This window comes from Pseudomonas sp. GW821-FHT09C10 (assembly GCF_059418085.1).
This window is the reverse complement of record NZ_JBWKPE010000002.1, coordinates 257,461-271,801: the sequence shown is the minus strand read 5'-3', so window position 1 is coordinate 271,801 and position 14,341 is coordinate 257,461. Positions and strand designations below refer to the sequence as shown.

The 14,341-nt window shown below is 61.7% G+C and carries 14 protein-coding genes; 10 read left to right on the top strand and 4 right to left on the bottom strand.

Annotation, left to right across the window (positions count from 1 at the left end):
• Window positions 1-3 precede the first annotated feature (3 nt).
• Together AC07OT_RS04965 and AC07OT_RS04960 are read right to left on the bottom strand one after the other, a co-directional pair.
• Window positions 4-432 (bottom strand): DNA polymerase III subunit chi, encoded by a 429-nt coding sequence (locus AC07OT_RS04965; protein WP_027604668.1) that lies wholly within the window; start codon window positions 430-432, stop codon window positions 4-6.
• Window positions 433-483: 51 nt separating this feature from the next.
• Complete coding sequence (locus AC07OT_RS04960) at window positions 484-1,974, bottom strand: leucyl aminopeptidase (protein ID WP_065924182.1); 1,491 nt, start codon at window positions 1,972-1,974, stop codon at window positions 484-486.
• A 285-nt stretch (window positions 1,975-2,259) separates the two neighbouring features.
• Between AC07OT_RS04960 and lptF the strand changes: the two genes are divergently transcribed.
• The 10 genes from lptF to tadA all read left to right on the top strand — a co-directional run bounded on the left by lptF (window position 2,260) and on the right by tadA (window position 12,602).
• Window positions 2,260-3,378, top strand: coding sequence for an LPS export ABC transporter permease LptF (lptF, locus tag AC07OT_RS04955; protein ID WP_027604666.1), 1,119 nt, complete (start codon window positions 2,260-2,262; stop codon window positions 3,376-3,378).
• The gene (lptG, locus tag AC07OT_RS04950) at window positions 3,371-4,450 is read left to right on the top strand and encodes an LPS export ABC transporter permease LptG (protein ID WP_495107609.1); all 1,080 of its coding nucleotides are present in this window, start codon (window positions 3,371-3,373) and stop codon (window positions 4,448-4,450) included. The genes lptF and lptG overlap by 8 nt, the downstream gene beginning before the upstream one ends.
• Before the next feature lie 151 nt (window positions 4,451-4,601).
• Window positions 4,602-6,401 (top strand): translation elongation factor 4, encoded by a 1,800-nt coding sequence (lepA, locus tag AC07OT_RS04945; protein ID WP_027604664.1) that lies wholly within the window; start codon window positions 4,602-4,604, stop codon window positions 6,399-6,401.
• Between the two features lie 5 nt (window positions 6,402-6,406).
• Window positions 6,407-7,261 carry a signal peptidase I gene (gene lepB / locus AC07OT_RS04940; RefSeq protein ID WP_027604663.1) on the top strand — a complete coding sequence of 285 codons (855 nt, stop codon included), beginning with the start codon at window positions 6,407-6,409 and terminating at the stop codon, window positions 7,259-7,261.
• 146 nt (window positions 7,262-7,407) lie between these two features.
• Window positions 7,408-8,097: a ribonuclease III gene (rnc, locus tag AC07OT_RS04935; RefSeq protein WP_027604662.1), complete on the top strand. Its 690-nt coding sequence runs from the start codon at window positions 7,408-7,410 to the stop codon at window positions 8,095-8,097.
• Entirely contained in the window at window positions 8,090-8,992 is a 903-nt protein-coding gene (era, locus tag AC07OT_RS04930) for a GTPase Era (protein ID WP_027604661.1), read from the top strand. The genes rnc and era overlap by 8 nt, the downstream gene beginning before the upstream one ends.
• A 142-nt stretch (window positions 8,993-9,134) precedes the next feature.
• Complete coding sequence (gene recO / locus AC07OT_RS04925; protein WP_065938635.1) at window positions 9,135-9,824, top strand: DNA repair protein RecO; 690 nt, start codon at window positions 9,135-9,137, stop codon at window positions 9,822-9,824.
• A 51-nt stretch (window positions 9,825-9,875) separates the two neighbouring features.
• Entirely contained in the window at window positions 9,876-10,619 is a 744-nt protein-coding gene (pdxJ, locus tag AC07OT_RS04920) for a pyridoxine 5'-phosphate synthase (RefSeq protein WP_027604659.1), read from the top strand.
• A 103-nt stretch (window positions 10,620-10,722) separates the two neighbouring features.
• Window positions 10,723-12,105, top strand: a complete 1,383-nt coding sequence (locus tag AC07OT_RS04915; protein WP_027604658.1) for a multicopper oxidase family protein — start codon at window positions 10,723-10,725, stop codon at window positions 12,103-12,105.
• The gene (gene tadA, locus AC07OT_RS04910) at window positions 12,105-12,602 is read left to right on the top strand and encodes a tRNA adenosine(34) deaminase TadA (RefSeq protein WP_027604657.1); all 498 of its coding nucleotides are present in this window, start codon (window positions 12,105-12,107) and stop codon (window positions 12,600-12,602) included. The genes AC07OT_RS04915 and tadA overlap by 1 nt, the downstream gene beginning before the upstream one ends.
• A gap of 33 nt (window positions 12,603-12,635) precedes the next feature.
• On the opposite strand, the gene cmoB is transcribed toward tadA, so the two are convergent.
• Together cmoB and cmoA are read right to left on the bottom strand one after the other, a co-directional pair.
• Window positions 12,636-13,592, bottom strand: a complete 957-nt coding sequence (cmoB, locus tag AC07OT_RS04905) for a tRNA 5-methoxyuridine(34)/uridine 5-oxyacetic acid(34) synthase CmoB (RefSeq protein ID WP_065938637.1) — start codon at window positions 13,590-13,592, stop codon at window positions 12,636-12,638.
• On the bottom strand, window positions 13,589-14,332 hold the full coding sequence (cmoA, locus tag AC07OT_RS04900; protein WP_495107608.1) for a carboxy-S-adenosyl-L-methionine synthase CmoA: 744 nt from the start codon (window positions 14,330-14,332) through the stop codon (window positions 13,589-13,591). The genes cmoB and cmoA overlap by 4 nt, the downstream gene beginning before the upstream one ends.
• Window positions 14,333-14,341: the final 9 nt, after the last annotated feature.

The following is a 14,341-nucleotide window of genomic DNA, read 5'->3' as shown; positions in this document are numbered from 1 at the left end:
TACTCAAAGTCGTTGTAGCCGGTGATCTTGCAAAGGATAGCCCTGTTCGCGGTAGAAACGGAAACTCTCCCGCGCGGCCTGACGAATAGCCGGATCTTCCACCACCACTTCCGCCACACGGGCGAAGGCCTTGGCAAAAGGCGGTACTTTCAGGTCCAGGTTGACCAGCAGGTCCTGGTGATTGCCGCAACTGTCCCCCAAGCCCAGGACAACCTGGCCTTCGGGTTCTGATTCTGCGGGGCCGTGGGGCACGAAGCTTTCGCCCTTGAAACGCCACAGGCGGGCGTCGAGCTCGTCGCGTTGGGCGGCATCGCTGCAATGCAGGTAGATGCGGTGGCCCATGCGCCAGGCTTTCTCGGTGAGTTTGCAGGCGAAGTCCAGGCGCGCGAGCGGATCGGCGCTGGGCAATATATAGAAGTCGACTTGGGTCATTGCGGTTCCTGAGGCCGGGGCGGCGAGATCACCGCCCCGGCATCTTCAGTGTCAGGCTTTGGCGCGGTCCAGCAGGTATTGGGTCAGCAATGGCACCGGACGGCCGGTGGCGCCCTTGTCCTTGCCGCCGCTGGTCCAGGCGGTGCCGGCGATGTCCAGGTGTGCCCAGTTGAAGTTCTTGGCGAAGCGCGACAGGAAGCACGCAGCCGTGATGGTGCCGGCTTTCGGGCCGCCGATGTTGGCGATGTCGGCGAACGGGCTGTCCAGCTGTTCCTGGTACTCATCGAACAGCGGCAGTTGCCAGGCGCGGTCGTCGGCGGCCTTGCCGGCGCTGAGCAGTTGCTCGATCAGCTCGTCGTTATTGCCCAGCAGGCCCGAGGTGTGGGAACCCAGGGCCACGATGCAGGCGCCGGTCAGGGTGGCGATGTCGATCACGGCCTGTGGCTTGAAGCGCTCGGCGTAGGTCAGGGCATCGCACAGCACCAGGCGGCCTTCGGCGTCGGTGTTGAGGATTTCCACGGTCTGGCCGCTGAGGGTGGTGACGATGTCGCCCGGACGGGCCGCGCCGCCGCTGGGCATGTTCTCGGCGCAGGCCAGGATGCACACCAGGTTGATCGGCAGCTTCAGTTCCAGCACGGCGCGCAGGGTGCCGAACACGCTGGCGGCGCCGCCCATGTCGTACTTCATCTCGTCCATGCCCAGGCCCGGCTTGAGGCTGATGCCGCCGGTGTCGAAGGTGATGCCTTTGCCGACCAGGGCGTAAGGCTTCTCGGACTTCTTGCCGCCGTTGTATTGCATGACGATCAGGCGTGGTGGCTGGTCGCTGCCCTGGCCCACGGCATAGAACGAGCCCATGCCCAGTTCCTTGATCTTCTTCTCGTCCAGAACTTCGACTTTCAGGCCCTTGAACTCTTTACCCAATGCCTTGGCCTGTTCGCCCAGGTAGGTCGGGTGGCAGATGTTCGGCGGCAGGTTGCCCAGGTCGCGGGTGAACGACATGCCATTGGCGATGGCCTGGGCGTGGGTCACGGCGCGCTCGACTTCAGCCTGGGCGGCCTTGATGGTCAGCAGGGTGATTTTCTTCAGGGCGCGGGGTTCGGTTTTCTGGCTCTTGAACTGATCGAAAATGTAGCCGCCGTCCACCAGGGTTTCGGCCAGCAGGCGGGTCTTGCCGTAGCTGTCACGGCCTTTGACGACGATTTCATCGAGCGCCAGTGCCGCATCGCTGCCGCCCAGGCCCTTGAGGGTGTTGAGGATGCCGCTGATGATCTTGCGGAACGGACGGTCGCCCAGTTCAGCGTCCTTGCCCACGCCCACCAGCAATACGCGGTCGGCTTTCAGGTTGGGCAGGCTTTGCAGCAGCAGGCTCTGGCCGACTTTGCCGGCCAGGTCGCCGCGCTTGAGGACCGCGCTGATCGCGCCGCCGCTGAGTTCGTCGAGCTGCCTGGCGGCTACGCCGAGCTTGCGGCCTTCGCCGATGGCGACCACGAGGGTGGCGGTTTTCAACGTTTCGGGGCTAACGCTTTTTACAACCAATTCCATTTTCGGGTCCCTTATATAAGGTCTGAGAGCCTGGCGTCTGTACGCAGGCTTTAAAGCTTGGCGGCTGTGTAAACCGCCAGCGACAAAGGCCGCAGTTTGAACCTCGCCGGCGGAGCCTGACAACCCTTGCCACCAGCTTTGTGCGTGCGCATGAGGTTGCGCAGTGACAGGCGCGGTCAATCACAGGATAATGCGCCATCTTTTTAGCCGGCCCGGTGCAAACGGGCTGACTCGGTATGCTTGCTTGTTTGGCCGCCTTAGCCTGACAACCCTGGAGTGTCTGGTTTGATCGTCTTCCGTTATCTGTCCCGCGAAGTCCTGTTGACCCTGAGTGCCGTGAGTGCGGTCCTGCTGGTCATCATCATGAGTGGTCGTTTCGTCAAATACCTGGCCCAGGCTGCCTCCGGCGCCCTGGACCCAGGCTCGCTGTTCCTGATCATGGGCTTTCGCCTGCCGGGATTCTTGCAGCTGATCCTGCCGCTGGGCCTGTTCCTCGGCATCCTGCTGGCCTACGGCCGCTTGTACCTTGAAAGTGAAATGACCGTGCTCTCGGCCACCGGCATGAGCCAGCAGCGCCTGCTGGGCATGACCATGATTCCGGCGGCCGGCGTTGCGCTGATCGTGGCCTGGTTGAGCCTGAGCCTGGCTCCCCAGGGCGCCATGCAGTTCCAGCTGGTGCTGAACAAGCAGGACGCGATGACCGAGTTCGACACCCTCGAGCCGGGCCGTTTCCAGGCACTCAATGACGGTTCACGGGTGACTTACACGGAAACCCTGACCGACGACCGCGCCAACCTGGGCGGTGTGTTCATCTCCGAGAAACGGTTTGGCCAGGACAAGAAAGACCGGGGCATTTCCGTGCTGGTGGCCGATTCGGGCCGCCAGGAAGTGCGTCCTGACGGCAGCCGCTACCTGATCCTGGAAAATGGCTATCGCTACGATGGCAGTCCAGGCATGGCCGACTATCGCGCGATCAAGTACGACACCTATGGCGTGATGCTGGCCCGCCCGGACATCAGCGACGAAGTCACCGACCGCGACGCCATCCCCACGGCGGACCTGCTCGGCAGCAAGGAACTGCGTTCCATCGCCGAGCTGCAATGGCGGATTTCCCTGCCGCTGCTGGTGTTTATCGTGACCCTGATGGCCGTGCCGCTGTCGCGCGTCAACCCGCGCCAGGGCCGTTTCCTCAAGCTGTTGCCGGCGATCCTGCTGTACATGGCTTACCTCACCATCCTGATTTCCGCCCGTGGCTCCCTGGAGAAAGGCAAGCTGTCGCCGGTCCTGGGCCTGTGGTGGGTGCACGGCATGTTCCTGGTGATCGGTCTGGGGCTGCTGTATTGGGAGCCTATTCGTTTGAAAATGATGAGCCGTCGTGGCCAGAAGGAGTTGGCTCGTGGCTAAGCTCGATCGCTACATTGGTAGCAGCGTCCTGATCGCCATCCTGGCGGTACTGGGCATTATCCTGGGCCTGGCCTCGTTGTTCGCCTTCATCGATGAAGTCGGCAACGTCAGCGACACCTATACCGTATGGGACGTGCTCAGCTACGTGGCACTCACCGCGCCGCGTCGTCTCTACGACATGATGCCGATGGCCGCGCTGATCGGTTGCCTGATCGGCCTGGGCAGCCTGGCCAGCAACAGCGAACTGACCATCATGCGCGCCGCCGGTGTGTCCATCGGGCGTATCGTCTGGGCGGTCATGAAGCCAATGTTGCTGCTGATGCTGTGCAGCGTGCTGATCGGTGAATACGTCGCGCCGCCGGCCGAAACCACCGCCCAGGCCAATCGCGCCCTGGCCCAGGGCTCGGGTGATGCACAAAGCGCCAAGCATGGCCTGTGGCACCGCCAGGGTGATGAGTTCATCCACATCAACGCCGTGCAACCGGGCGGGCTGTTGATCGGTGTGACGCGCTACACGTTCGACAAGGAACGTCACATGCTGTCGTCCAGTTTCGCCAAACGCGCGCAGTACGGCGACGAAAAGTGGCAACTGACCGACGTCACCACGACTCACTTCCGCAATGTCGGCCAAGGCATCAAGGCCAGCACCGAAGTGATCAATGTGCCGAGTGAAGAGTGGGATATCGCCCTCAAGCCGGAACTGCTCAATACAGTGGTGATGATCCCCGAAAGCCTGCCGATCTCCGGGTTGTGGGGCTATATCCACTACCTGAAGGATCAAGGCTTGAATAACGGTCGTTACTGGCTGGCATTTTGGGTCAAGGTGTTGCAGCCGGTGGTGACCGCCGCACTGGTGTTGATGGCGATCTCGTTCATCTTCGGTCCGTTGCGCTCCGTGACCCTCGGTCAGCGGGTATTCACGGGCGTGCTGGTCGGTTTCACCTTCCGCATTGCCCAGGACCTGCTCGGCCCGTCGAGCCTGGTGTTCGGGTTCTCGCCACTGTTTGCAGTGCTGGTGCCGACGGCCATCTGCGCCCTGGCCGGCTTCTGGCTGCTGCGCCGAGCGGGCTGATAGCGCACCGATGGATAAAAAATGCCCCGCTCGGATGAGTGGGGCATTTTTGTTCTGGTCAGCAAAGATGACGCCCGGCCTGAGCATCAGGTACAATTCCCGGCTATTTTTCAGCGGGCAATCTGCCTGCAGCCTTTTTGAGTGTTGATCCGTGAGTGATTTGAGTCATATCCGCAATTTCTCCATCATCGCCCACATTGACCATGGTAAGTCGACGCTGGCCGATCGATTCATCCAGATGTGCGGCGGCCTTGCCGAGCGTGAAATGGAAGCCCAGGTGCTGGACTCCATGGACCTCGAACGCGAGCGCGGGATCACCATCAAGGCCCACAGCGTTACCCTGTACTACACAGCCAAAGACGGTATCAAGTACCAGCTGAACTTCATTGACACCCCGGGCCACGTGGACTTCACCTATGAAGTCAGCCGCTCCCTGGCGGCCTGCGAAGGTGCGCTGCTGGTGGTGGACGCGGGCCAGGGCGTTGAAGCCCAGTCCGTGGCCAACTGCTACACCGCCATCGAGCAAGGCCTGGAAGTCATGCCGGTGCTGAACAAGATCGACCTGCCACAGGCCGATCCGGACCGCGTAAAAGAAGAAATCGAAAAAATCATCGGCATTGACGCCACCGACGCCGTCGAGTGCAGCGCCAAGACCGGCCTGGGCGTCGACGAAGTGCTCGAGCGCCTGGTCAAGACCATTCCAGCCCCCACCGGCAACTACGAAGATCCGCTGCAAGCGTTGATCATCGACTCCTGGTTCGACAACTACCTGGGGGTTGTCTCCCTGGTACGCGTGCGCCACGGCCGTGTGAAGAAGGGCGACAAGATCCTGGTCAAGTCCACCGGCAAGATCCACCTGGTGGACAGCGTCGGTGTATTCAACCCCAAGCACACCGCGACCACTGATCTGAAAGCCGGTGAAGTAGGCTTCATCATCGCCGGTATCAAGGACATTCACGGTGCGCCGGTGGGTGACACCCTGACCTTGAGCTCCACCCCTGACGTCGACGTGCTGCCGGGCTTCAAACGCATCCAGCCGCAGGTCTACGCCGGCCTGTTCCCGGTCAGCTCCGACGACTTCGAAGACTTCCGCGAAGCCCTGCAAAAGCTGACCCTCAACGACTCGTCGTTGCAGTACACCCCGGAAAGCTCCGACGCCCTGGGCTTCGGCTTCCGCTGCGGCTTCCTCGGCATGCTGCACATGGAAATCATCCAGGAGCGCCTTGAGCGCGAATACGACCTGGACCTGATCACCACGGCGCCGACGGTTATTTTCGAGCTGCTGCTCAAAAACGGTGAAACGATTTACGTCGACAACCCGTCCAAGCTCCCAGACCTGTCTTCCATCGAAGACATGCGCGAACCGATCGTGCGGGCCAATATCCTTGTGCCGCAGGAACACCTGGGCAACGTCATTACCCTGTGTATCGAAAAGCGTGGCGTGCAGCACGACATGCTGTTCCTCGGTACCCAGGTGCAAGTGACCTACGATTTGCCGATGAACGAAGTGGTCCTGGACTTCTTTGACCGTCTCAAATCCACCAGTCGCGGCTATGCTTCGCTGGATTACCATTTCGACCGTTACCAATCGGCTAATCTGGTGAAACTGGATGTGCTGATCAACGGCGACAAGGTCGATGCCCTGGCACTGATCGTGCACAAGGACAACGCGCACTACAAAGGTCGCCAGTTGACCGAAAAGATGAAAGAACTGATTCCGCGCCAGATGTTCGACGTCGCGATCCAGGCCGCCATTGGCGGGCAGATCATTGCGCGAACCTCCGTCAAGGCACTCAGAAAGAACGTACTGGCCAAATGCTACGGTGGCGACGTCAGCCGTAAGCGCAAGCTGCTTGAGAAGCAAAAGGCCGGTAAAAAACGCATGAAGCAAGTGGGCAACGTGGAAATTCCACAAGAAGCCTTCCTTGCGGTGCTCAGGTTGGATAGTTAGGTCCTATGTCGCTAAATTTCCCGCTGTTGCTGGTCATCGCCGTTGCCGTTTGCGGTCTCCTGGCGTTGCTCGATCTGGTGTTCTTCGCCCCGCGTCGGCGGGCGGCTATCGCGTCCTATCAGGGCAGCGTCAGCCAGCCCGATGGCATGGTGATCGAGAAGCTGAACAAAGAGCCTTTGCTGGTTGAATACGGCAAGTCGTTCTTCCCGGTGTTGTTCATCGTGCTGGTGCTGCGCTCGTTCCTGGTGGAACCGTTTCAGATCCCGTCGGGCTCGATGAAACCTACCCTGGACGTGGGCGACTTCATCCTGGTGAACAAGTTTTCCTACGGGATTCGCCTGCCGGTGATCGACAAGAAGGTCATCGAAGTCGGTGATCCGCAGCGCGGCGATGTGATGGTGTTCCGCTACCCGAGCGACCCGAACGTCAACTACATCAAGCGTGTGGTAGGCCTGCCGGGCGACGTGATTCGCTACACCAGCGACAAGCGCCTGTTCATCAACGGCGAGTCGGTGGCCGAGAAGCTGATCGGTTCCGAACCGAACAGCCTGGGCAGTGCCGAGCTGTACCAGGAAAAACTCGGTGCGGTAGAGCACGAAATCCGCAAGGAAATGAGCCGCTACCGCGCCATGCCTGATGGCGAGTGGAAAGTGCCGGCCGGGCACTATTTCATGATGGGCGACAACCGCGACAACTCCAATGACAGCCGTTACTGGGATGACCCCAGCATTCCCAAGGACCTGCTGGGCATGGTTCCCGACCAGAATATCGTCGGCAAGGCCTTTGCGGTCTGGATGAGCTGGCCGGAACCCAAGCTCAGCCACCTGCCGAACTTCTCGCGGGTCGGGCTGATCAAGTAATACAAGCGGCGCTGTGCACACAGCGCCGAATGCTTTTCTGGGGCCTGGACATTTTCCGTCCCCGTGCAATACCAACAGGATTTGAATTTGAACACTGCGTCAATCGTCGATGGCCGCCGGTGCCACCACACAGATATGGGTAAACCGTGACCGTTTCTCTAAGTCGTCTCGAGCGCCAGCTCGGCTACACCTTCAAGGATCAGGAATTGATGGTCCTTGCCCTCACACACCGCAGTTTTGCAGGGCGTAATAACGAACGCCTGGAATTCCTCGGTGATGCCATCCTCAATTTCGTCGCCGGTGAAGCCCTGTTCGAGCGCTTTCCCCAAGCCCGTGAAGGTCAGCTGTCGCGTTTGCGCGCACGCCTGGTAAAGGGCGAGACCCTGGCCGTGCTGGCTCGTGGTTTTGGCCTGGGTGAGTACCTGCGCCTCGGCTCCGGTGAGTTGAAGAGCGGCGGGTTCCGCCGTGAGTCGATCCTGGCCGATGCGCTTGAGGCGTTGATCGGCGCGATCTACCTCGATGCAGGCATGGAAGCGGCCAAGGAGCGCGTCACCGCGTGGCTGACCTCCGAGATCGAAAGCCTCACGCTGGTCGACACCAACAAGGATCCGAAGACCCGCCTGCAGGAATTCCTGCAGTCGCGCGGTTGCGACCTGCCACGCTACGAAGTGGTGGATATCCAGGGTGAGCCCCATTGCCGCGTGTTCTTCGTGGAATGTGAAATCACCTTACTGAATGAAAAAAGCCGAGGTCAGGGTGTGAGTCGTCGTATTGCCGAACAGGTAGCGGCCGCTGCAGCACTGATTGCCCTGGGCGTGGAGAATGGCCATGACTGATTCAACCGCAACACGCTGTGGCTATGTTGCCATCGTCGGCCGCCCTAACGTGGGCAAGTCCACGCTGCTGAACCACATCCTCGGCCAGAAGCTTGCAATCACCTCGCGCAAGCCGCAGACCACCCGCCACAACATGCTGGGCATCAAGACCGAAGGCAGCGTGCAAGCGGTCTACGTCGACACCCCGGGCATGCACAAAGGCGGCGAAAAAGCCCTTAACCGCTACATGAACAAGACGGCCTCGGCGGCGTTGAAAGACGTCGACGTGGTGATCTTCGTGGTCGACCGCACCAAGTGGACCGACGAAGACCAGATGGTCCTCGAGCGTGTGCAGTACGTCACCGGCCCTTTGATCGTCGCGTTGAACAAGACCGACCGCATCGAGGACAAAGCCGAGCTGATGCCGCACCTGAGCTGGCTGCAGGAGCAACTGCCGAACGCCCAGATCATGCCGATCTCGGCCCAGCACGGGCACAACCTCGAAGCCCTGGAGCGCGTGATCGCCGGTTACCTGCCGGAGAACGAGCACTTCTTCCCGGAAGACCAGATCACCGATCGCAGCAGCCGTTTCCTCGCCGCCGAACTGGTGCGTGAGAAAATCATGCGCCAGATGGGCGCCGAGCTGCCGTACCAGATCACCGTTGAAATCGAAGAGTTCAAGCAGCAGGGCAAGACCCTGCATATCCATGCGCTGATCCTCGTCGAACGTGACGGCCAGAAGAAAATCATCATCGGCGACAAGGGCGAGCGCATCAAACGCATCGGCACCGAAGCGCGCAAGGACATGGAATTGCTGTTCGATTCCAAGATCATGCTCAATCTGTGGGTGAAGGTTAAAGGCGGCTGGTCCGATGATGAGCGCGCACTGCGCTCCCTCGGCTACGGCGACCTGTAAGGACACCGCAGGGCAAAAAATGTGGGAGGGGGCTTGCCCCCGATAGCAGTGGGTCAGTTAATAGATAAGTGACTGAACCACCGCCATCGGGGGCAAGCCCCCTCCCACATTACGTTTGTGTTGTTTTCAAGATAGAGAACCCATGTCCCAATCCCCACCCACCAGCCAACTCGCCTATGTGCTGCACAGCCGCGCCTACCGCGAGACCAGCGCCCTGGTGGATTTCCTCACGCCCCAAGGCCGCCTGCGCGCGGTGTTGCGCAGCGCGCGGGGCAAGGCGGGGACATTGGCGCGCCCCTTCGTGGCGTTGGACGTGGAGTTTCGCGGCAAGGGCGAATTGAAGAACGTCGGCCGCCTGGAAAGCGTCGGCACTTCCGCCTGGCTCAATGGCGATGCACTGTTCAGCGGCCTCTACCTTAATGAACTGCTGATCCGCCTGTTGCCCGCCGAAGACCCGCACCCGGCGGTCTTCGATCACTACGCCGCCACCTTGCTGGCCCTGGCCGAGGGTCGCCCCCTGGAGCCGCTGTTGCGCGCCTTCGAATGGCGCCTGCTTGACGACCTGGGCTACGGCTTCGAACTGAACAACGACCTGCACGGCGACCCCATCGCCGCCGACGGCATGTACCGCCTGCAGGTGGATGCGGGCCTGGAGCGTGTGTACCTGCTGCAACCGGGGCTGTTCCAGGGCACCGAACTGCTGGCCATGAGCGAGGCCGACTGGAGCGCTCCCGGTGCCTTGTCCGCCGCCAAGCGCTTGATGCGCCAGGCCCTGGCCGTGCACTTGGGCGGACGGCCGCTGGTCAGTCGCGAGTTGTTTCGAAAGCCCTGACATCCCCGTGTATGCTGTGCAGCGTTTCTTCCCCTTTTCAGGAGCGCTTCCGTGACCACCAGCAATCGCATTCTTCTTGGCGTCAACATCGACCACGTCGCTACCCTGCGCCAGGCCCGGGGCACCCGTTACCCTGACCCGGTCAAGGCCGCGCTGGACGCCGAAGAAGCGGGTGCCGACGGCATCACCGTGCACCTGCGCGAAGACCGCCGCCACATCCAGGAGCGCGATGTGCTGCTGCTCAAGGACGTGCTGCAAACCCGTATGAACTTCGAGATGGGCGTCACCGAAGAAATGATGGCCTTCGCCGAGCGCATTCGCCCGGCGCATATCTGCCTGGTCCCGGAAACCCGCCAGGAACTGACCACCGAAGGCGGCCTCGACGTCGCCGGCCAGGAAGCGCGGATCAAGGCTGCGGTGGAGCGGCTGTCGAAGATCGGCAGCGAAGTCTCGCTGTTCATCGACGCCGACGAACGCCAGATCGAAGCGTCCCGCCGTGTCGGCGCGCCGGCCATCGAACTGCACACCGGCCGTTACGCCGACGCCACCACACCGACCGAGGTGGCGGATGAACTGCAGCGCATCATTGACGGTGTGAACTGCGGCCTCAATGAAGGCCTGATCGTCAATGCCGGCCACGGCCTGCACTATCACAACGTCGAAGCGGTGGCTGCGATCAAGGGCATCAACGAGCTGAACATCGGCCATGCGCTGGTGGCCCACGCGCTGTTCGTCGGTTTCAAAGGCGCGGTGGCCGAGATGAAAGCCCTGATCCTGGCGGCCGCCAAGCGCTGATCGCAGATCCGCGGCAATGCGAAGCCTTACTGTTTAGCCAATGCAGGTGTATCGTATCTGCCCTTTGCAGGCCCTGTGCCTGCGGCAGATACGTGAGGTTGTTGTGTCCCGATCCTTTTCCCGTCGACAAATCCTGGGTGGTCTTGCAGGCCTGGCCGTAGTGGGCGTCGGTGCCGGTGGCGCCTACCGCTACTGGCTGGGGAAAGTCGCCGAAGCCGAAGCGGGGCATGATTACGAACTGATCGCCGCGCCGCTCGACGTAGAACTGGTGCCGGGGCACAAGACCCAGGCCTGGGCCTTCGGCCCTTCGGCACCGGGCACCGAGTTGCGCGTGCGCCAGGGTGAGTGGCTGCGGGTGCGCTTTATCAACCACCTGCCGGTCGCTACCACGATCCACTGGCACGGCATTCGCCTGCCGCTGGAAATGGACGGCGTGCCCTACGTCTCGCAATTGCCGGTGCTGCCCGGCGAATACTTCGACTACACATTCCGCGTGCCCGACGCCGGCAGCTACTGGTATCACCCCCATGTGAACAGCAGCGAAGAACTCGGCCGAGGCCTGGTCGGCCCGCTGATCATCGAAGAACGCGAACCCACCGGGTTCAAACACGAACGCACCCTCAGCCTGAAGAGCTGGCATGTGGACGAAGAGGGCGCCTTTGTCGCCTTCAGCATTCCCCGTGAGGCCGCGCGCGGGGGCACGGCCGGGCGGTTGTCGACCATCAATGGCGTCTCCCAGGCGGTGATCGACCTGCCTGCCGGGCAGATCACCCGCGTGCGCCTGCTCAACCTCGACAACACCCTGACCTATCGCATCAACATCCCCGACGTCGAAGCGCAGATCTACGCCCTGGACGGCAACCCCGTCGAACCGCGCCCGCTGGGCAAGGAATACTGGCTGGGTCCGGGCATGCGTATCTGCCTGGCGATCAAGGCGCCGCCGGCGGGTGAAGAACTGTCGATCCGCAACGGCCCGGTGCGCCTGGGCACTTTCCGCTCAGTCGCCAACACCGATGCACCGACCGAATGGCCACCGGCATTGCCCGCCAACCCGATTGCCGAGCCGGACCTGGCCAATGCGGAGAAACTCAACTTCAATTTCGAGTGGGTCGGTTCAGTGTCGGTGAATGTCGATAATGGCAAGCCGCCGAGCCTCTGGCAGATTAACGGCCAGGCCTGGGACATCACCGACAAGACCTGCGCCGACCGCCCGATTGCCAAGCTGGAAAAAGGCAAGAGCTACATTTTCGAATTGAAGAACATGACCCAGTACCAGCACCCGATCCACTTGCACGGCATGAGCTTCAAGGTGATCGCCTCGAACCGCCACAAGGTGATCCCGTATTTCACCGACACTTACCTGCTGGGCAAGAACGAACGCGCCCGCGTGGCCTTGGTGGCGGATAACCCCGGGGTGTGGATGTTCCACTGCCACGTGATCGACCATATGGAAACCGGCCTGATGGCCGCCATCGAGGTGGCGTGATGCGCCAGTTTCGCCCCACGGCGATCATCGACCGCAGCCGCGACCAGGATTTCATGCGCGAAGCCCTGGCCCTTGCCGCCCAAGGCGCGGCGCTGGGCGAAGTGCCGGTGGGCGCGGTGCTGGTGCAGGACGGTGACATCATCGGTCGCGGCTTCAACTGCCCGATCAGTGGCAATGACCCCAGTGCCCATGCCGAAATGGTCGCCATCCGCGCCGCCGCGCAGGCTGTCAGCAACTACCGCCTGCCGGGCAGTACGCTGTACGTGACCCTGGAACCGTGCAGCATGTGCGCCGGGCTGATCGTGCATTCACGCATCGCGCGGGTGGTGTATGGCGCGTTGGAGCCGAAGGCGGGGATCGTGCAAAGCCAGGGGCAGTTCTTTACCCAGGGCTTTCTGAACCATCGGGTGTTGTTTGAAGGCGGGGTGCTGGCCGAGGAGTGCGGCACGGTGTTGAGCGAATTCTTCAAGGCCCGCCGGGCCAAGCCCCCGCTCTAAAGAACACTTCATTTTTTCAGGGAGCTTGGGGGCTTACTTTTTAGCGATGATGACTGCCCGCATCGGCGCCGGCAGCCCTTCAATCGTCTTGCTGTGATCCTGCGGATCGAGGAAGTCGCTGAGGGATTGATACTTCATCCACTCCGTTCCGCGCTGTTCCTCCACCGTGGTCACGCTCACATCCACGCACCTCACATCACTGAACCCGGCACGCCGCAGCCACAGCATCAGTGCCGGCACCGACGGCAGGAACCACACGTTACGCATCTGCGCATAACGGTCTTCCGGCACCAGCACCTGTTGCTGGTCGCCTTCCACCACCAGGGTTTCCAGGACCAGTTCGCCACCCTTGACCAGGGTGTCCTTCAGCGCCAGCAGATGTTCGATGGGCGAGCGGCGGTGATAGAACACCCCCATGGAAAACACCGTGTCGAAGCCTTCCAGGTTCGCCGGCAGGTCTTCAAACGGGAACGGCAGGTGCCAGGCCTTGGGTTCGGACAGGTAACGCTGTACGGCCTGGAACTGGCAGAAGAACAGCCAGTTCGGGTCGACGCCAATCACGCTGTCGGCCCCGGCGCCGAGCATGCGCCACATGTAGTAACCGTTGCCGCAACCGACATCGAGGATGCGTTTGCCCTTCAGGTCCAGGTGCGGGGCCACACGCGACCACTTCCAGTCCGAGCGCCATTCGGTGTCCACATGCACGCCGAACAGGTGGAACGGGCCCTTGCGCCACGGGCTTAAGCCCATCAGCGCGGTGTGCATCTGCGCGCGGGTGGCGTCGTCGCAATCGGTGTCCAGCACCAGGCCATTGAGCAAGTCGACTTCGCTGGGCTGGATCTTTGGCAGCGCGTCCAGGGCACTCTGCCAACGCTCCAGGTCGCCATGACCCTTTTCCATCTTGCTATCGAGCTGCGCTTGCAGGCCTTGGGCCCATACGGCCAGCGGGGTGCCGACCAGATGGCGGGCGAGGGGGGACAGATCAATCATGGCAAGGCAATCAACGAGGCAAAGTTAAGACACTGGAACCACGGCACGACTTTCGAGAACCCGGCTGCCAGCAGGCGTTCGCGGTGTTCTTCGAGGCTGTCGGGCTTCATGACGTTTTCGATGGCGCTGCGCTTCTGGGCGATTTCCAGTTCGCTGTAGCCGTTGGCGCGTTTGAACGCGATATGCAGGTCGGTGAGCAGCGCTTGCTCTTCCAGGTCATTGAAGCGCAGCTTTTCCGAAAGGATCAGTGCGCCGCCGGGCAATAACGACTGGCGGATACGCCCGAGCAACGCCAGGCGCTCATCCGGGGCGATGAATTGCAGGGTGAAGTTCAACGCCACCACCGAGGCCGGTTGGAACTGCAACGCGAGGATATCGCCGTCGATCACCTCGACCGGCAGCAGCTCCTGGAACATCGAGTCCTGGCCATTGAGGTATTCGCGGCAGCGCTCGACCATGGCCGCCGAGTTATCCACCGCGATCACGCGGCAACCGTCGGTGCGCACATGACGGCGCAAGGCCTGGGTCACCGCGCCCAGGGACGAGCCCAGGTCGTAGAGCACGCTGTGGGGTTGGGCAAACTGCGCCGCAAGTACACCGAGATTTTCGACAATCGTCGGGTAACCGGGCACCGAACGCTTGATCATGTCCGGGAACACCCGCACCACGTCCTCGTTAAAGGCGAAGTCCGGCACCTGGGGCAGGGGCTGGGCGAATAGGCGATCGGGTTCTTTGCTCACGGTTGTTCC